Below are 17,130 nucleotides of genomic sequence, written 5' to 3' on the forward strand. Positions count from 1 at the left end.
GCGATGATCCTGGGGTATCGCGCACAGCCCTGGGGCGTGGATAAAAAGGGGGCGGCCCTGAGGCCGCCCCAAACCGTCAAGAGAACACGCGTCTAGAAGCGAACCGACCAGCGCATGTTGGCGCTGTGGTCGCGGCTTTCACTGCCGTACTGGCCGCTGTACCCCAGCTCCAGCTGCTGGCGCGGGGTCAGCCAGGCCGACAGCCCCAGCTCGGCCACAACGGCGCTGTCGGCAATCGGGGCGCCTTCGACCGCGAAGGTGGTGGTGCTGTTGGCGAATGCGAGGTCGGCCAGCTGGCTGCGGTCACCCGAGGCACGGCGGTAGCCCACGCCCCCACGCAGGTGCAGCCAGCTGTCCTGCTGGAACGATGCCTTCAGGCCCTTGTCGAAGCGCAGGCCCGCGGTGGCGATCGTGGTGCCGGTGTCATCCACCTTGCCGTGCAGGGCGGCTGCACCACCACGCTCGTTGATCGGCTTGAGGTCCACCTCTACGCGCGCGACCTGCAGGTAGGATTCCAGCCCGGCCTCCGGGCCACCAAAGCGGTAGCCGGCTTCGATGAAGGCCTGGCGGGTATGCGCGTTGTAGCGGGCGCTCAGGCTGTCGCTGAACCCTGCGAAGTCGACATCGCGGGTGCTCTTCACCTTGTGCTTGCTCCAGGCGACGCCGCCACGCAGGCCGAGGCCGCCCCAGTTGTGACTGGCATATGCACCGAAGTGGGTGTTGTCGATCTTCGACTTGGCACGAAGCGCCTGCTGCTTGACGTCGGTGCGGCCGGTGCCAGCCAGCACGCCGACCTGCCAGCCAGAGAACTCGTGGTCGATACCGGCCAGCAGGCCGTTGCTGTTGGCTTCGGTGCGGGCGGTATTGCTGTTGCCGTCCAGCCTGCTGTTGCCGCCCAGAGCCTGCACCCAGGCGCCGGTGGCGTCGCCCGCATCGGCGCTTGGCGCGACTGCACCTGCACGGCGGGACAGCGCGGCATCGCGAACGTAGCGGCTGCCTTCCACCAGTGCGAGCGGCGTGGCTGCGTGCAGTTCGCCGCTGAGGCCGTCGAGCACGCCGCCGACCTGCTGCGGGAACAGCTGGGTCAGCGGTTTGGGCAGGCCCTGGTTGATTGCCAGCAGGTCCGCCGCGGCGGCCACCGCGCGCTGGTTCGGGGTGGCGGCGGCGCTGGCCAGCGAGGCACCACGTGCCACGTCGATGCGGGTGCCATTGGTGCCGTAGGCGAGGCTGAACTGCAGGAACGGCGAGAACGCGCTGAAGTCGGTTTTCGCGAACTGGCCGTTGATGCCACCGTCGGCGCGGATGAAGTTGAACTGCTCGCCGAGATAGTAGATGCCTGGTTCCGGCAACGCGACCAGCGTGCCGCCGAGGGTGGCGGTACCGGTCACGTGCAACTGGTCGCTGCGCCCGCCAGGCGCGAGTTCGGCGGCGTAGACGCCGGTCGGGCCCTGCACGTAGTCGCCGTTGATGGTCAGCGTGCCGATCGAATTGCCGGGCGCGATGGTGCCGTCCACTCGGGTGCTGCCCAACGTGCCGATACCCTTCAGCAGGCCGTTGCTGCCGACCGTGGTGGTGCCGCCGGTCTGCATGCCATTGAAGGACACCACGCCGCCATTGACGGTCAGGTTCCCGTCCTTCAGAACGCCGCTGGCGCTGACCGTGCTGACGCCACCGGTGGTGGTGAGTGCGGTGGAGACCAGGCTGCCGTTGAGCAGGAACCGGCCGCCTTGCACATCGACCGCCGAGGTGAGGGTGTTGCTGCCGTTCAACTCCAGCGTGCCCTCGCGCAGCACCGCGCCGTTGAAGCTGTTGTCGCCGCTCAGGCGCAGCCAACCGATGCCGGATTTGGTCAGCGTGCCGGGGCCGCCGATGTCATTGGTCCAGTCGTCCCAGGCATCGCCTTCCCACACCTTCAGGCCGCCGGCCCTCTGGTTCATCACCACGTTGGTATCCACGCGCAGCGAGCCATAGCCCTCGATGGCCCTGCGCAGGTCAATCATGCCCCAGCCGTAGATCGGGTCGACGCCTGCCGCACCGAGATCGCGCGCGGTGGTCAGCAGGACGTCGCGCACCTGGGCGTTGTCCAGGTAGGGGAAGCGCTCCATCAACAGGCCGAGTGCGCCGGTGATATGGGGGGCGGCCATGGACGTGCCGGTCTTCAGGCCGTAGTCGTACGTGGGATTCTGGCTGTCGATGAGAAGACGGACGTAGTCTGCGGTCTTCTTCAGCCGTCCCTGGATGTCACCGGAAACGATGGTGCTGAGGATTGCCGTGCCGGGTGCGGAAATGCACCAGTTGGCGGCAGCGCCACAGATGCTCGAGCCTGCGTTGATCACGTAGTCGGTTTCACCATTGGCTGTATTGGGCTGGCGAACGTTGGCGACGGCCAGCCAGTAGGGCTCGATCTCCGGCTTCCAGCGCGGCAGGGCCGCGGTGATACCGGCGACGGCGCCGCTGCCATTGCCGGCCGACCAGACCTGGATCAACTGCGAAGCGGGGGCGTTCGCACTGTCCTTGTAGATGCTTCCGTATACGTCGTAGCCGGCACCGATGCGTGCGTACTGGGCATCCAGTGCGGCCACGGTCATGTTCCGGGTGGAGATGCCCCAGCTGTGATTGATGGCACGCACGCCTTGTGCCTGCAGCTGCGCGTACATGTCCAGCCTTGCGGCACCATCGGGATCCGTCCGTTCCACGGCTTCAGGCAGGTAGCCTCCGCTCGCCTGGCGCCTCCATTCGTAGTAAGTGTCACCAAATACACGGGCGGTCGTCAGATCGGCACCGAAGGCGACGCCGTGCATCCCCGTGCCATTGCGGTTGGCGCCAATGGTTCCGAGGACATGCGTGCCGTGATCGGCATAGCGGAAACCCCATTCACGGCCTGCGGCAATGATGTTGGCCTGCAGGGAAGCAGGCACGCCCGCGCCGAGCGTGTAGTAGTTGATACCCGGTTGATCACCCTGTGTCTGGCTGCACGCGCCGGTACCGCCGACGGTTCCCGGTGACGCACAGTTCGGGCCGATGGTGATGCTGGAGGTGTTGCGGCCGGCGAATTCGGGGTGAGCCAGTGCCGAGCCGGTGTCGAACAGCGCCAGGCGCACGCCCTTGCCGGTCAGGCCGCGGGCATACGCGTAGTCGGCCCCCATCGCACCCAGGCCCCAGTCGGCGTTGAATTCATCGCTGCGCCAGCTGGCGGCATCGCCCGGATTGCCGAGCAGGGCGGTGCCGGTTGCCGCAGGCGTGGCGGCCGTCGATGCTGCAGGCGCGCTGACGGCGGGCTGTGCCCAAGCCGCCTGCAGCTGGCGCTGTTGCTGCCATGCGTCGAGCGCCTCGCCGGCCATGGCGGGCGCGGCAGCGGCAAGCAACAGAGAGCTGGACACGGCCAGCGCGAGGCGGCTGTGCAGCGGGGAGCGGGAGTGGGACGAACGGCCGTGCAGCGGGTGATTCATCGGGCGACTTCCTTGGTGGACGGGCAACAAGGCCGTTAACGCCAATCCGTGGCGACATCCCCCATGCATGTGAAAGGAAAATTGTGAACAGGTTAAGTGTGCGTGACAGTGGGCTTCACTTCGTCTCCCCGTGTCCTCGCTAACGTGGGCCGGCCTGGGCTCACCAGGCTTATCAAGGAGTGATGGCGATGCGTGTTGTCAGGAAGGTGATCGCAGTGGCGGTATTCGCGTTGGCGTGTACCGGTTCGGTGGCAGTGGCAGGGCCGGTCGAGCCCTGCGACCAGCCGTGCTGGCGGGCCTATCAGATGTGCCTGGCCAGTGGCACCGATGCCGGTGAATGCCAGCAGGCGTACAACACCTGCGTGGTCGATCTGTGCATGGGCGTGTGAGTCGCGCCGTTTGAGCCGTACGCGGAGCCCCGTCATCGACGGGGCTCTTCTGTTCCAGCGATCGCCTCAGATGGCGATGCGGTCATCTGGCCCGAGCCCGCTTGCGGGCCATGCACGCAGCGGCGAGGATGGGAAATCGCACCGGAGCCGCTGCACATGGCCGTCAGACGCATTGTCGCCAACATCGCCACGCCCGACCCGGCGCGTGCCGCAGCGTTCTATGGCGGGCTGCTGGGCATGCCGGTGGTGATGGATCATGGCTGGATCGTCACCCATGGCGGGCAGGGCAGTGCGCTGGCGCAGGTGAGCTTTGCCAGCGAAGGAGGTTCCGGCACCGCGGTGCCCGATCTGTCGATCGAAGTGGACGACCTGCAGCAGGTGCTGGAGCGCATGCACGCGGCCGGCATCCCGCTGGAGTATGGCCCTGCCGACGAGCCTTGGGGAGTGCGTCGTTTCTTCGTCCGCGACCCGTTCGGGCGGCTGTTGAACATTCTCGCCCACACCTGAGCGGGAAGCGTTCCTTCAGCGGCGTCTGCCGCTGCGCGTCGGCGCTGCCGGAACGCCGACCATGCGCAGGCAATCCGCTTCCACAGCGGCGATGAAGGCATCGGCATCCTGTGCGGGTGTGGCGATCAGGTCGTCGGTGGCACCGTGCACGCCGGCATAGATCAACGAGGCGGTGACCTGTGGAGCAGGCAGCTGCCACAGTCCGGCTGCGTTGCCCGCTTCCAGGATGCCCAGCAGCTGCTGCTGGATCGCATTGCGCTCGGCATTGCCCCGCTGGTGGTGGTGATGGTTGGCGTACACCACGTCATGCAACGCGTGGGTGCGCGCGTAGATCTCGATGTTGGCGCGGATCCAGGCGCGCAGGCGCGCTGCGCCATCACCGGCAGGGTGCTGCTGCACTGCCTGCTCGACCTCGTCCATGAACTGCCGCGTGTAGCGCTGCGCCAGCGCCTGCAGGATCTCGGTGCGGGAGGCGAAATAGGTATAGAAAGTGCCCTTGGCCACGTCGGCCGCGGCGACGATGTCGCTGATGGTGGTGGCGTCCACACCCTGCGAAAGGAACAACGCCTGCGCGGCGTCCATCAGTTCCTCCTGGCGGGTTTCGGCGGGCTTGGTGCGAGGCCTGGCGACAGCTGGGGTCTGCATGGTGGGCGGTATCCGGGTGTGACGGACGCCATTCTAGCTGCCCCTTCGCACTGACTGACCGCCAGTCATTGACCGACGGTCAGTCAGTCGATAGGATGCGCGCACATCCTCCCCCCGGATCCACGCATGAGACGCCTCCAACGGCCCGCCCTGGTGCTGGCGGCCTACCTCGGTACATTCCTCGCTTCGCTGGACATCAGCATCGTCAACGTGGCCCTGCCAACCCTGCAGCAGGCGCTGCAGACCGACATGGCGGGCCTGCAATGGGTGATCAACGCCTATGCGATCGCACTGTCGGCGCTGATGCTGTCGGCCGGTCCGTTGGGGGATCGCTACGGTCATCGGCGGATGTGGCTGCTGAGCGTCGCCACCTTCACCATGGGCTCGCTGCTGTGCGCCTGCGCCAAGGACCTTTCGACCCTGGTCGCCGGGCGCGCGGTGCAGGGCGTGGCAGGTGCGCTGTTGATTCCCAGTGCGATGCCGATCCTGAGTCACGCATTTCCCGATCCGGGCCAGCGTGCACGCGTGATCGGTGGCTGGTCCGCCTTCAGCGCGCTTGCCCTGGTGCTTGGCCCGTTGCTGGGCGGTGCGCTGGTGCAGCGGGCCGGCTGGCCCAGCATCTTCCTGATCAACCTGCCTTTGGGGCTGCTGGCGTTTGTGCTTGGCGCCTGGGGCATCGCCGAGCGACGGCACCCGCAGCACGCCGCGCTGGATCCGGCCGGGCAGCTGCTCAGCATCGGCGCGCTGGGCGCGCTGTGCTATGGCCTGATCGCGATCGGCGAGCAGGGCCTGCTGGCCCCGGTGACGCTTCTGGCGCTGGGCGCCGCAACTGCGGGGCTGATCCTGTTCGGCATCGTCGAGCGGCGGGTGGCACGCCCCCTGCTGCCGCTGGACCTGTTTGCCGACGGTCGCTTCCGCATGCTCAACCTGGCCTCGTTCGTGCTGGGCTTCACCGCCTATGCGAGCCTGTTCTTCCTGTCGCTGTTCTTCCAGCAGGCACAGGGGCACAGCGCCGCGCTGGCAGGCTCGCAGCTGGCTCCCCAGTTCCTGTTGATGGGTGTTGTCTCGCTGTCGTTCGGGCGCCTGGTTGCCCGCCTCGGGCTGCATGCCGCGCTGGTGCTGGGCTACGTCCTGGCCGGTGTGGCGCTGTGCGCAATGGCCACGTTCGAACCGGCTACTTCGCGCGCTTGTGCCACTGCCGTGCTGATGCTGCTTGGCATTGGAATGGGGCTGGCGGTGCCGGCGACCGGCATGGCGATCATGGCCAACGCACCGGCCGAACGCGCAGGTATCGCATCAGCCACGATGAACGCGCTGCGCCAGGCAGGCATGAGCCTGGGCATCGCGCTGATGGGCAGCCTGATGGGCCAGCGTGCCGTACAGCAGTTCGCCGCCTGCGCACAGGCCGCAGGGCAGCAGCGGCTTGTTGCGCAGGCGCGTGAACTGATCCTGCACCCGGGCTCGATGCACGCCACGCCGCAGGTGCTGACCTGGTACCGCAGTGCGATGGCCAGCGGGTTCGGTTGGGCGATGGCGGTGGCGGGTGCGCTGGCCCTGCTTGCGGCGCTTGGGCTGCATCGGCAGCGTGCATCGGCTTGACGCGCAGCATTCAGCCCTGCTGGCGTTGCGGGTCCTCTGCCGTGCGTTCGATCGCCTGAGGCTGTTGTTGCTGCTGGCGCGCGTTGGCGTGGCGTGCGTGTCCACCTTCGCGTCCGATCGTGGCCATGTGCTGGCGGTCGCGGCTGATCGCTTCGCCGCCCTTGCGGCCTGCGGCACGTGCTTCGGCCGGACTGAATTCGTGCGCATTGCCGGAGGCATGTGCCGCGCGCCCGCCCTTGGCGGCGATCGCGCGCTGTTTGTCCTGGTCCATCGAGGCGAAGCCCCGGTTGGAGCTGCGCGGGTTCTGCTCAGTCATGTGAAATCTCCTGCAGTGTGGACGCCGCCTTCGTGGGCGACGGCGTCCATGCTTGGCCATCGCACGCTAACTCCAGGTCGCCATCTTCGCCCCGGTTTTCACGCGCCCTGCGCACGGGGATGATCACGCAGCCGGCCCGGCGGCCGCATTCGTCGCGTATTCACTGCCGGCCCTCGGATGCGCGGCAAGGCCGGCGGCCGCAGTGGCGGTGCCGCACATATGTTCGATGGTCCTGTGCTGCTGCCCGATGGCTATCAGATAAACGTTCCGACCGGCAACCGATCAAACTGCGCACCGGTGGCAACGGCGAACGGACCGGTGTCGCGCCCCACGCGGCAGGCGGCGACGATCCACTCTCCATCGCGCGTCAACTGCTGGCTCCGCCGAAGTCGTCAGGATGAACGCACAGTTGCGCGGTCGTCCTATCGCAGATGTGCCGTTGCATGCCTAGAATCGAAGCATCCCGGTAGTTCCCGGGCGCTTCGAGTGAATGGACTCAATGAAGATTCTGTTGACCGGCAGTTCCGGGCGGATCGGGCGCGCGATCTTCGGCGCGCTGGCGGCTGCCCATGAAGTGGTGGGTCTGGACCGCAGTCCGTTTGCCACCACGCGCATCATTGCCGATGTCACCGATCATCAAGCCGTCGTGCGCGCGGTGCAGGGCGTCGACGCGGTCATCCATACCGCGGCCCTGCATGCGCCGCACGTCGGCCTGGTACCGGACGCGGTGTTCCAGCAGATCAACGTGGACGCGACTGCGCACCTGCTGCAGGCGGCGCGCGAGGCAGGCGCACGGCGGTTCGTGTTGACCAGTACCACCGCGCTGTACGGCCACGCGGTGGTGGCGGGGGGATGCCGCTGGATCGATGAGGATACCGAGCCGCTGCCGCGAACGATCTACCACCGCAGCAAGCTGCAGGCCGAGGCCCTGGCTGAAGCTGCCGCCGCACCGGACTTCGGGGTGCGCGTGCTGCGGATGGGGCGCTGCTTCCCGGAACCGCCGGAACGGATGGCGATGTTCCGGTTGCATCGTGGGATCGACGCCCGTGACGTGGCCAGTGCCCATGCCGCGCTGCTGCTGGATGAGGGGCCGGCCTTCGCCCGCTACATCGCCTGCGCCGCAACCCCGTTCCGGCGCGAGGATTGCCTGGAACTGGCCACCCAGCCGCGCAACGTACTGGCCCGGCGCGTACCGCAGCTGCTGGCCGAGTTCGAGCGCCGCGGCTGGCCGTTGCCGCTGAGCGTCGACCGCGTCTACGACAGCGCCCGCATCCGCAGGGAGCTGGGGTGGCAGCCGCGTTTCGGGCCGGACGCGGTGCTGCAGCAGTACGCCGCAGGCAGCATCGAGGTGTTGCCACGCGCGGAGTGGATCAAGGATCGGGTGGCCGAATAGGGGAAGCGGGGACGGATCCCTGTCCCGTCCCTGAGTGGATTCAGGAATGTGTAGGCCGGTCGCCTCAACCTCGTTGGCAGGCGGCCGCTAACCCGGTGCGCTTCCTGCGCCGGGCGGGTCCCGGCGGCCGGTGGCCTGCGCGACGGATCGCGCGCCTGCGCGGTGCCCTCCCGGTGCCGGTCGTCCTGAACTGCCTTGCGGACCCCTCCATGCCTTCTTCCCGTTCCGCCGCTGCCCGCCGCCCGGGCAGCATCGCCCACAAGCTGATGCTGGGCACCGCCGTCATCGCGCTGCTGTGCTTCGGCCTGACGGCGTTCCTGATCTATCGCCAGGCCAGTGCCAGCCTGATCGATGCCTCGCGCCAGACCATGACCAGCGAGGCCAACGCTGAAGCGCGCCAGGTCGCCGCCGATCTGGGCACGGCGTTTGCCAGCAACGATGCCATGGTCGAAGCCGTGCTCGCCCAGCGTGCGCGGGGCGACGTGCCCGATCGCGCCAGCCTGGCTGCCGTGCTGGGCGAGCAGCTGCGCACCCACCCGGAGTGGCTCGGCAAGAGCACCATGTGGGAGGCCGATGCCTTCGATGGCAAGGATGCCGAGTTCGCCAATACCGCGATGCACGATGCCAGCGGCCGCTACATGAGCTACTGGGCCTGGCATGACGGCAAGCCGCAGCAGTCGACCATGACCGACTACACCGAAGCCGCCGACGGCTCGGCCGACTGGTATGTGGTACCCAGCCGCGACAAGCTGCCCAAGGTCAGCGAGCCCTATGCCTACGACATCGCCGGCCAGCAGGTGCTGATGAGCACGTTGAGCTCGCCGATCGTCGAAAACGGTACCTTCCTCGGCGTGTTCACCGTCGACTTCTCGCTGGCGGCGCTGCAGAAGCACCTGGCGACGCTGACGCCGATGGGCGCAGGCCGCGTCGAGCTGCTTTCGCCCAACGGCGTGGTGCTGGCCTCGGCGAATGCCGCCGAGATCGGCAAGCCGCGCACCGACGCATTGACCCGCAGCATGCTGGCCGACATCGCCGCCGACCGCCGGTTCGAAGCCTTCACGCCCGATGCAGCCGGCAACGTGCGCGTCTACGTGCCGCTACGCGTGGGTAATGCCCCGCAGCGCTTCGCGCTGGGCGTGGTGATGCCGCACGCGGTGATCGTGGCCGAGGCACGCCAGCTGCTGTGGTTGACGCTGCTGGTGGGCGTGGTGGCCGCGCTGACGCTGAGTGCCGGTGTCTACGTGCTGCTGCGCCGCCTGGCGATCCGCCCGTTGGCCGAAGCGGTGCGGGTGGCGGGTGACGTCGCCGCCGGCAAGCTCGACAGCACCTTGCCTGCGCGCAGCAACGATGAAGTGGGCCGCCTGCTGGACGCGATGCAGGGCATGCGCGGGCAGCTGCAGGCGGTGATGGCGGCGCAGGCGGAAATGGCGCGCCGCCACGATGCTGGCGAGCTGAGCTACCGCATGGACGCCACTGCCTTCCCCGGCGAGTACGGCCGCATGGTGGCCGACAGCAACCAGCTGGTGGCTTCCAGCAATGCGGTCACCCAGCGCCTGGTCGAGGTGATGCAGCGTTACGCGGTGGGTGACCTCAGCGTGGACATGGAAGCGCTGCCGGGCGAGAAGGCGGTGTTCACCGCAGCGATGGCCACCACCAAGAGCAACCTGGCCGCGATCAACGAGCAGATCCAGCAGCTGGCCGCCGCCGCGGCGGCCGGCGACTTCGCTGTACGCGGTGATGCCCAGCGCTTCGACCACGATTTCCGCCGCATGGTGGAGACCCTCAACATCATGATGCAGGTCAGCGATCACAACCTGGCTGAGCTTTCGACGCTGCTTCGCGCGATTGCCGCCGGCGACCTCAGCGCACGCATGCGCGGTGATTTCCATGGCGTGTTCGCGGTGATGCGCGACGATGCCAACAGCACCGTGCAGCAGTTGACCCAGATCGTCGGCCAGATCCAGCAGTCGGCCGCCAGCATCCGCCTGGCGGCGGGTGAGATCGCTGCGGGCAACAGTGATCTCTCGCGTCGTACCGAGCAGCAGGCCGCCAACCTGGAAGAAACCGCCGCCTCAATGGAGGAGCTGACCTCCACCGTGCGCCAGAACGCCGACCACGCGCTGCAGGCCAATACCCTGGCAGGATCCGCCGCTGACGTTGCCAGCGAGGGCGGGGAAGTGGTCAACCAGGTGGTGCAGACCATGGAGCAGATCGAGGCCTCCTCGCAGCGCATCGCCGAGATCATTTCGGTGATCGACGGCATCGCCTTCCAGACCAACATCCTGGCGTTGAATGCGGCGGTGGAAGCGGCGCGGGCCGGTGAGCAGGGCCGCGGCTTCGCGGTGGTCGCCAGCGAAGTGCGCGCGTTGGCGCAACGCTCGGCGGGCGCAGCGAAGGAAATCAAGGAACTGATCGACGCATCCGTGGCACAGGTCGGTGCCGGTGCGCAGCTGGTGCACGGTGCGGGCCGTACCATGCAGGCCATCGTCGGCCAGGTGGGGCGCGTCAACGAGATCATGGCCGAGATCTCGGCTGCGTCGCGTGAACAGTCCGCCGGCATCGAGCAGGTCAACCAGACCGTGGTGCAGATGGATGAGACCACCCAGCAGAATGCCGCGCTGGTGGAGGAAGCCAGCGCCGCGGCGCGGGCTATGGAGGAGCAGGCCGAGCAGCTGGCCGTGGCGGTCTCGCGCTTCCGCCTGCAGGCCGAACCGGAGGCCATGGCCCGCCGCGCGGCCTGATCCCGGAAACGAAGACGCCCGGCGGGGGCCGGGCGTCGGTTGCATCCTTGCCGCGCATCCTGCGCAGGTCTGATGGCTCAGAACATTCCTTCAAACGGGTTCCAGCTGGTACGTCCTTCCACCTTCTCCAGGTAGTAGCTGTAGTTGGTGCTGGAGGCGACCAGCAGGTTCATGGCGATGAACAGCATGCGCCCGACGACGTCCGGAAGGAACATGGTGATGATGGCCAGCGCGATGTTGATGCCGATCACCACCAGTGCCTTGCGCCACATGCCAAGAATCAGCAGGTAGATGGCACCGAAGAACAACGCGAAGAAGTTCAGGTTGATCTTCAGGCGGTCACCAAAGGACAGCGCCTTCCAGGCCTGCTTGAAGCCGGGGTTCTTGGGGGCGCCGTGCTGGCGGAAGAAGTTGAAGCGGAACTGCCACTTCGGGCTGAACTGGGACAGGTCAGTGGTATTCATTGGGGGAGACATCCCTGTGAGAAAACGTTTTCATGATAGGACAAGTCCTATTCAGGATCCAAGCGTCACCGTCAAAAATGTGACGCCGGCCTTGTTCCGGCTGCTGCGGCAGGGGCGCGCACCGTCACCCGCCCGCCTTGTTTTAGGATAGGGTGCGCAGTTCCGCTGCCGCACCAGCTGAATCCGTGCGGCGGCGGGATGTCCATGGAGGTTGCATGACCACACCTGCTACACCGGAAAACGCACCGGGACCGGTGCTCCTGCCGACACCTGAAGTGGTGCAGGCACAACAGCTGCTCGCACGCCAGCAACTGGCGGTGGCGATGGACCGTGCACGCACGGCGGCTACGCAGAGCGCGGCGCCCGCCGCCGCATTGGAAAGCGAGTAATCCGCAACACCGCCGATCGCGCTGGCCCGTCGCCAGCGCGATCGCGGCGGACGCTCTTGGTCAGAACCGCGCGGTCATGCTGAGGAAGTAGCTGCGCCCGGCCACGAAGTAATCGGTGGAGCCTTCCGCATACAGCTTCTTGTCGGCCAGGTTGCTGACGCCGCCACGCAGGGTCAGTACCTCATTGACGTTCCAGGCGGCGGTCAGGTCATACAGCGTGTAGGCCTTGAGGAAGGTCGTCGCCGTGCCGGCCTGCCTGCCGGTGTACTGCGCCGACAGGCTGCTGGAAAACACCGCGTCGGGCGTCCAGTCCAGCGACGAATAGCCCGAGAATTCGGGGGTATCGATCAGGTTGCGGCCGGTGGTCAGGTTCCTGGCTTCCTTCATCCATGTCGCCGAGGTGCGCCAGCGCCAGTGCTCGCCGAAGCGGACATTGAAGCTGCCTTCCATGCCGCTGGTGCGTGCGCGCTGCACGTTGCTCATCCGCGTCCACCAGATGCCGTTGAACCTGCCCAGCGGTGCGTACTCGATCTTGTTCCTGAAGTCGGTGTGGAAGTAGGTCAGGCCGGCATCGACCAGATCGTTGTCGAAGCTGATGCCGATTTCGCGGTTGGTGCTGGTTTCCGGGTCCAGGTCCGGGTTGCCGGCCATGTAGCAGCCGCCGCGGGTATAGCCCAGCGGAATCAGCGAGGTGCAGCCACGGCCACCGGACTGGGTGGCGGCGCTGGCGGAGTTCTCGGTCAGGCTGGGGGCGCGGAAGCCCTTGGAAACGCCACCGCGGATGGTCCATTGCTCGGCCGGATGCCAGACCAGGTAGGCGCGCGGGCTGACGTGGCCACCGAACGTCTCATGGTGGTCCAGGCGCGCGCCCAGGGTCAGTGCCAGGGTGCGGTGCAGCTTCACTTCGTCTTCGACGAACAGGGCCCAGGTATCCACTTCCAGATCGGAGCCGCTGACGGCATTGCCGGCATAGTCGATCGGCGCGCGGCCGATGGTGTCGGTGTTGGTCAGCTCCTGGCGCTTCCACTGGCCGCCCACGGCGAACTGGTGTTCAACGCCGAGGGTGAACGGCGTGGTCAGGCTGCCCTCGATGATCGTATCGGTGGCTTCGGAACGGCCGGTAGCACCGATGTCGTTCCTGTACTCGGTCCAGTACGCACTGATCTTCGAATTGCCGAAGCTCCACTTGCCATCGTGGTTGAGCGCCAGCGAGCTGCGCTTGAGTTCGCTGGCACCCCAGGCGCCTTCATCCTGCTTTTCCAGCGAAGCGTCGATGAAGGCCTGCTGCACGCCATGGCCGGCTTCGAGCGACAGTTCCTGCGCGTCGCTCAGTTTCCACTGCAGCAGCGCATCGACATTGCGGTCCTTCTCGCCTGCATACGCGTTGCCGTAGACACCACCATTGGAGCGATCCGAATCGCGGCGCATGCTGTTGGCACCGATGCGCAGGCCGAAGCGCTCGCCGAGCGGGCCGGAGAACGTCGCACCGATCTGCTGGGTGTCGCCGCGCTTGCCGTCGCCCGGGCGGGTATAGCTGTGGGTGGCGCTGCCGCTCCAGTCATCACCGATGCGCCGGGTGATGATGTTGATCACGCCGCCCATGGCGTCGGAGCCATACAGCGACGACATCGGTCCGCGCACCACTTCGATGCGCTCGATCTGGTCGGGCGAGATCCAGTTCAGGTCCTGGCGGCCCAGGTCCGGCCGGTAGTTGGTCGAGGCCGAGCTGCCCATGCGCTTGCCGTCCACCAGCACCAGCGTGTAGTTCGACGGCATGCCGCGCAGCTTGATCTTGGACTGCTCGCCAACCGCACTGAGGCCACCGGTCACGCCGGGCACGCGGCTGAGCAGGGTGGCCAGGTCGTGCACCGGCTGGCGCGCGATGTCCTCGCGGCTGATCACGCTGATGCTGGCCGGCGCATCCTTGATCCATTGCTGGTTGCCCGAGGCGGTGACCACCACGGTATCCAGGTCCTTGGTGGAGGCATCGGCGCTGGCCTCTGCAGCGGCCACGCCGGGCAGGGCCAGCAGGCAGGCGGTGGTCAGGGCACTGGCCAGGCGGGTGCGCGGCAGGCGCGCGGAACGGGAGCGGAACGGCTGGGACATGACGGCTTCCATCGAATGAGGGGGGACCGGATGGAAGCAGCGGGCACACGCAGACAAGCAGGCAGGCCCCCTTCCATGGGTCGTAGGGCGCACGGTTCGGGCCGGCGCAGCTGGGTGGGTCTCGGCCGTACGGAAGACGGCGACCTGCCTGGTTAATGAAATGATAACCGTTCGCGTTTGTTACGATCCAGTACCCGGTGCCCACGAAGCGACATTCCGCTGCGCGGTCCGCCATCGCCTGCTGTTTGCTGAATGGGGATAAATCCCGGCGTAGACCTTCGCACTCGGCTTACATCCGGCGCCCTAGACTGGGCCGCATTTTCGATTCCGCCCCGTTGGAGATCGTGTGGGTTCCGGTAGTGACAGACAGCGACTGTGCGGCCAAGGGCCGGTACAGCCAGGACAAGTGCGGGCGCCGGGAAGGCGCGCCGGGAACCTTCGCGCATGCAGCCCGGCCGGGACGGCCGGCCATGCCGATCGTGGGGAGTAAGCGGTGATGGGGGGTCACACCATCCACGCGGAAGCGGATGCGCCCGGGCTCGACGCCGGCTGGGCGCTGCTGCCGGCCGAATCTCCGCTGCCGATGCCCGAACAGACCCTGCGCGAAGGCAAGCTGAAGGTCCGTCGGCACCGTACCTCGCCACGCCTGATCGGCCTGCGCCGGTTCTACATCTTCGGCGGCACCCTGGCCATGACCGCCATCGCCACCCGCATGATGTGGCGGGTGCTGTCGGCCAATGGCATCAGCGTGCTGGAAGCCTGCCTGCTGGTGCTGTTCGTCGGCCTGTTCGCCTGGATCGCGCTGTCCTTCGCCAGCGCCGTGGCCGGCTTCCTGACCGCCGTGTTCGACCGTGGCTATCGCCTTGGCATCGACCCGGACAAGCCGCTGCCGACCGTGCACAGCCGCACCGCGCTGCTGATGCCGACCTACAACGAGGATCCGCGCCGACTGCTGGCGGGCCTGCAGGCGATCTACGAGTCGGTGGCCGCCACCGGCCAGCTCGAACGCTTCGACTTCTTCGTGCTCAGCGATACCCGGCGCGAGGACATCGCACGCGCCGAGGAGCAGGTATTCGCCGAACTGCGCGAGCGCGTGCCGGACGGCCAGACGCGGCTGTTCTACCGCCGCCGTGGCGACAACAGCGGGCGCAAGGCCGGCAACATCGCCGACTGGGTGCGCCGCTTCGGTGGCGCTTACCCGCAGATGCTGATCCTGGACGCCGACAGCCTGATGACCGGCGACAGCATCGTGCGCCTGGTGGCCGGCATGGAACACAACGCCGATGTCGGCCTGATCCAGACCCTGCCTTCGGTGATCGGTGGCCGCACCCTGTTCGCACGCATGCAGCAGTTCGGCGGTCGCGTGTACGGCCCGGTGATCGCCCGTGGCGTGGCCTGGTGGCATGGCGCCGAGAGCAACTACTGGGGCCACAACGCCATCATCCGCACCCGTGCCTTCGCCGACCACGCCGGCTTGCCAGCGCTGCCGGGGCGCAAGCCGTTCGGCGGCCACGTGCTCAGCCACGATTTCGTCGAAGCAGCGCTGATGCGCCGTGGCGGCTGGGCCGCGCACATGGTGCCGTACCTGGGGGGCAGCTACGAAGAAGGCCCGCCGACCCTGACCGACCTGCTGGTGCGCGACCGTCGCTGGTGCCAGGGCAACCTGCAGCACGGCAAGGTGGTCGGCAGCCGTGGCCTGCACTGGATCAGCCGCACCCACATGCTGATCGGCATCGGCCATTACTTCACCGCGCCGATGTGGGCGATGCTGATGCTGATCGGCATTGCGATCCCGCTGTTCCAGGAAGGCATCGATTTCAACGCCCTGCTGCACCTGTCACCCAGCGTGTACTGGCGGGCCCAGGACGAGGAGCAGGTGGTGCGCCTGTTCGCCGCCACCATGGCCGTGCTGCTGCTGCCCAAGGTGCTGGGCTATCTGGCGATGCTGCTGGACCCTGTCGACCGCCGCGGTTGCGGCGGTGCGATCCGTGCGTTCGTGTCGATGCTGGTGGAGACCGTGCTGGCCGCACTGATGGCACCGGTGGTGATGTACGTGCAGTCGCGCGGCGTGGCCGAAGTGCTGTCCGGCCGCGATTCCGGCTGGGACGCACAGCAGCGTGACGATGGTGGCATCTCGTGGATGGCGTTGATCCGTGGCTACGGCGGGCTGGGTGTGTTTGGTGCGTTCATGGGTGTGCTGGCGTGGGCGGTGTCGCCGTCGCTGGCAGCCTGGATGGCGCCGGTGGTGATCGGCATGGTGCTGGCCGTTCCGGTGGTGGCGCTGACCTCCTCGCGCGGCCCGGGTGCCTTCCTGCATCGCCTCGGCCTGCTCGACATCCCCGAAGAGAACATTCCGCCACCGGTGCTGGTGCGCGCCGCGCAGCTGCGCCGGGAAGCCGCCGAGCAACCGCCGCTGTACTGATGGCCCTGCACCAGCGGCATAATGCGGCTCGAACTTGAAGGAGCCGCATCATGCTGCAAACGGTGGAACAGGAAACCGGCGCCTCGCCACAGTGGTCGGTAATCTGGCTGCACGGGCTTGGCGCCGACGGCCACGACTTCGCGCCGATCGTGCCGGAACTGGTGCGTCCGCACTGGCCGGCGCTGCGCTTCGTGTTCCCGCACGCACCGGTGCGGCCGATCACGATCAACAACGGCGTACCGATGCGCGGCTGGTACGACATCGTCGGGATGGACTTCCGCTCGCGTGCCGACATGGCCGGCGTGCAGGAATCGGTGCTGCAGCTGGATGCGCTGATCGCACGTGAGATCGAGCGCGGCGTCGCGCCGGAGAAGATCTTCCTGGCCGGCTTCTCGCAGGGCGGGGCGATCATCCTCACCGCTGCACTGTCGCGCATCGCGCCACTGGCCGGCCTGATCGCACTGTCCACTTACCTGCCGGAAGCCGAGAGCGCCAGGCGCGTTGACGGTGCGGTGCAGGTGCCGGTGTTCATGGCCCATGGCAGCAGCGACCCGGTGATTCCGCAGGCGGTGGCCGCACACAGCGCGCAGGCCCTGCAGGCGCTGGGCCTGCAGGTGGAGTGGCACAGCTACCCGATGGCCCACCAGGTCTGCGCCGAAGAGATCCAGGCGCTGGGTGACTGGCTGCAGGAACGGTTGGGCGCTGCCTGA

The 17,130-nt window shown here is 67.4% G+C and carries 13 protein-coding genes and 1 pseudogene; 9 read left to right on the forward strand and 5 right to left on the reverse strand.

The features are described from left to right. Positions 1 to 92 precede the first annotated feature (92 nt). Positions 93 to 3,449: an autotransporter domain-containing protein gene (locus tag AC5P78_RS03445; RefSeq protein WP_414498255.1), complete on the reverse strand. Its 3,357-nt coding sequence runs from the start codon at positions 3,447 to 3,449 to the stop codon at positions 93 to 95. A 188-nt stretch (positions 3,450 to 3,637) separates the two neighbouring features. Here AC5P78_RS03445 and AC5P78_RS03450 point away from each other — a divergent pair, with 188 nt between their 5' ends. After that, the gene (locus AC5P78_RS03450; RefSeq protein WP_005411162.1) at positions 3,638 to 3,838 is read left to right on the forward strand and encodes a hypothetical protein; all 201 of its coding nucleotides are present in this window, start codon (positions 3,638 to 3,640) and stop codon (positions 3,836 to 3,838) included. Positions 3,839 to 3,994: 156 nt separating this feature from the next. Further along, positions 3,995 to 4,345 carry a VOC family protein gene (locus AC5P78_RS03455; protein WP_012481340.1) on the forward strand — a complete coding sequence of 117 codons (351 nt, stop codon included), beginning with the start codon at positions 3,995 to 3,997 and terminating at the stop codon, positions 4,343 to 4,345. Between the two features lie 15 nt (positions 4,346 to 4,360). Here the strand turns inward: AC5P78_RS03455 and AC5P78_RS03460 are convergent, their stop codons facing one another. Continuing rightward, positions 4,361 to 4,990 carry a TetR/AcrR family transcriptional regulator gene (locus AC5P78_RS03460; protein WP_005414565.1) on the reverse strand — a complete coding sequence of 210 codons (630 nt, stop codon included), beginning with the start codon at positions 4,988 to 4,990 and terminating at the stop codon, positions 4,361 to 4,363. A 126-nt stretch (positions 4,991 to 5,116) separates the two neighbouring features. On the opposite strand from AC5P78_RS03460, the gene AC5P78_RS03465 reads away from it, so the two are divergent. Further along, on the forward strand, positions 5,117 to 6,589 hold the full coding sequence (locus tag AC5P78_RS03465) for an MFS transporter (RefSeq protein ID WP_111197101.1): 1,473 nt from the start codon (positions 5,117 to 5,119) through the stop codon (positions 6,587 to 6,589). 10 nt (positions 6,590 to 6,599) lie between these two features. Here the strand turns inward: AC5P78_RS03465 and AC5P78_RS03470 are convergent, their stop codons facing one another. Then, positions 6,600 to 6,905: a KGG domain-containing protein gene (locus tag AC5P78_RS03470; RefSeq protein WP_012481337.1), complete on the reverse strand. Its 306-nt coding sequence runs from the start codon at positions 6,903 to 6,905 to the stop codon at positions 6,600 to 6,602. Positions 6,906 to 7,026: 121 nt separating this feature from the next. Here AC5P78_RS03470 and AC5P78_RS03475 point away from each other — a divergent pair. From AC5P78_RS03475 to AC5P78_RS03485, 3 genes and pseudogenes are all read left to right on the forward strand, one after another. Continuing rightward, positions 7,027 to 7,306, forward strand: a pseudogene (locus AC5P78_RS03475) (S41 family peptidase); the annotation flags it as partial. 98 nt (positions 7,307 to 7,404) lie between these two features. Next, complete coding sequence (locus AC5P78_RS03480) at positions 7,405 to 8,298, forward strand: NAD-dependent epimerase/dehydratase family protein (protein WP_005414561.1); 894 nt, start codon at positions 7,405 to 7,407, stop codon at positions 8,296 to 8,298. A gap of 209 nt (positions 8,299 to 8,507) precedes the next feature. Further along, a complete protein-coding gene (locus AC5P78_RS03485; RefSeq protein WP_043034588.1) occupies positions 8,508 to 11,039 on the forward strand; it encodes a methyl-accepting chemotaxis protein in 2,532 nt (843 codons plus the stop codon). A 77-nt stretch (positions 11,040 to 11,116) separates the two neighbouring features. On the opposite strand, the gene AC5P78_RS03490 is transcribed toward AC5P78_RS03485, so the two are convergent. Continuing rightward, a complete protein-coding gene (locus AC5P78_RS03490; protein ID WP_024957921.1) occupies positions 11,117 to 11,503 on the reverse strand; it encodes a DUF2628 domain-containing protein in 387 nt (128 codons plus the stop codon). Positions 11,504 to 11,718: 215 nt separating this feature from the next. Between AC5P78_RS03490 and AC5P78_RS03495 the strand changes: the two genes are divergently transcribed. Further along, complete coding sequence (locus tag AC5P78_RS03495) at positions 11,719 to 11,892, forward strand: hypothetical protein (protein WP_005411154.1); 174 nt, start codon at positions 11,719 to 11,721, stop codon at positions 11,890 to 11,892. A gap of 60 nt (positions 11,893 to 11,952) precedes the next feature. Here AC5P78_RS03495 and AC5P78_RS03500 read toward each other — a convergent pair whose 3' ends face one another. After that, a complete protein-coding gene (locus AC5P78_RS03500; RefSeq protein WP_414498256.1) occupies positions 11,953 to 13,998 on the reverse strand; it encodes a TonB-dependent receptor domain-containing protein in 2,046 nt (681 codons plus the stop codon). 496 nt (positions 13,999 to 14,494) lie between these two features. Between AC5P78_RS03500 and mdoH the strand changes: the two genes are divergently transcribed. Then, positions 14,495 to 16,420 (forward strand): glucans biosynthesis glucosyltransferase MdoH, encoded by a 1,926-nt coding sequence (mdoH, locus tag AC5P78_RS03505; protein WP_012481333.1) that lies wholly within the window; start codon positions 14,495 to 14,497, stop codon positions 16,418 to 16,420. 50 nt (positions 16,421 to 16,470) lie between these two features. Continuing rightward, complete coding sequence (locus tag AC5P78_RS03510) at positions 16,471 to 17,130, forward strand: alpha/beta hydrolase (RefSeq protein WP_111193520.1); 660 nt, start codon at positions 16,471 to 16,473, stop codon at positions 17,128 to 17,130.

This window comes from Stenotrophomonas sp. YJH_SMC_133, from assembly GCF_059370655.1.

What these genes read in the sequence shown, in the direction of transcription:
- AC5P78_RS03460 (WP_005414565.1), bottom strand. Translation starts at nt 4,990, where the DNA reads ATGCAGACCCCAGCTGTCGCCAGGCCTCGCACCAAGCCCGCCGAAACC.
- AC5P78_RS03470 (WP_012481337.1), bottom strand. Translation starts at nt 6,905, where the DNA reads ATGACTGAGCAGAACCCGCGCAGCTCCAACCGGGGCTTCGCCTCGATG.
- AC5P78_RS03495 (WP_005411154.1), top strand. Translation starts at nt 11,719, where the DNA reads ATGACCACACCTGCTACACCGGAAAACGCACCGGGACCGGTGCTCCTG.
- AC5P78_RS03450 (WP_005411162.1), top strand. Translation starts at nt 3,638, where the DNA reads ATGCGTGTTGTCAGGAAGGTGATCGCAGTGGCGGTATTCGCGTTGGCG.
- AC5P78_RS03445 (WP_414498255.1), bottom strand. Translation starts at nt 3,449, where the DNA reads ATGAATCACCCGCTGCACGGCCGTTCGTCCCACTCCCGCTCCCCGCTG.
- AC5P78_RS03465 (WP_111197101.1), top strand. Translation starts at nt 5,117, where the DNA reads ATGAGACGCCTCCAACGGCCCGCCCTGGTGCTGGCGGCCTACCTCGGT.
- AC5P78_RS03490 (WP_024957921.1), bottom strand. Translation starts at nt 11,503, where the DNA reads ATGAATACCACTGACCTGTCCCAGTTCAGCCCGAAGTGGCAGTTCCGC.
- AC5P78_RS03510 (WP_111193520.1), top strand. Translation starts at nt 16,471, where the DNA reads ATGCTGCAAACGGTGGAACAGGAAACCGGCGCCTCGCCACAGTGGTCG.
- AC5P78_RS03485 (WP_043034588.1), top strand. Translation starts at nt 8,508, where the DNA reads ATGCCTTCTTCCCGTTCCGCCGCTGCCCGCCGCCCGGGCAGCATCGCC.
- AC5P78_RS03500 (WP_414498256.1), bottom strand. Translation starts at nt 13,998, where the DNA reads ATGTCCCAGCCGTTCCGCTCCCGTTCCGCGCGCCTGCCGCGCACCCGC.
- AC5P78_RS03455 (WP_012481340.1), top strand. Translation starts at nt 3,995, where the DNA reads ATGGCCGTCAGACGCATTGTCGCCAACATCGCCACGCCCGACCCGGCG.
- mdoH (WP_012481333.1), top strand. Translation starts at nt 14,495, where the DNA reads ATGGGGGGTCACACCATCCACGCGGAAGCGGATGCGCCCGGGCTCGAC.
- AC5P78_RS03480 (WP_005414561.1), top strand. Translation starts at nt 7,405, where the DNA reads ATGAAGATTCTGTTGACCGGCAGTTCCGGGCGGATCGGGCGCGCGATC.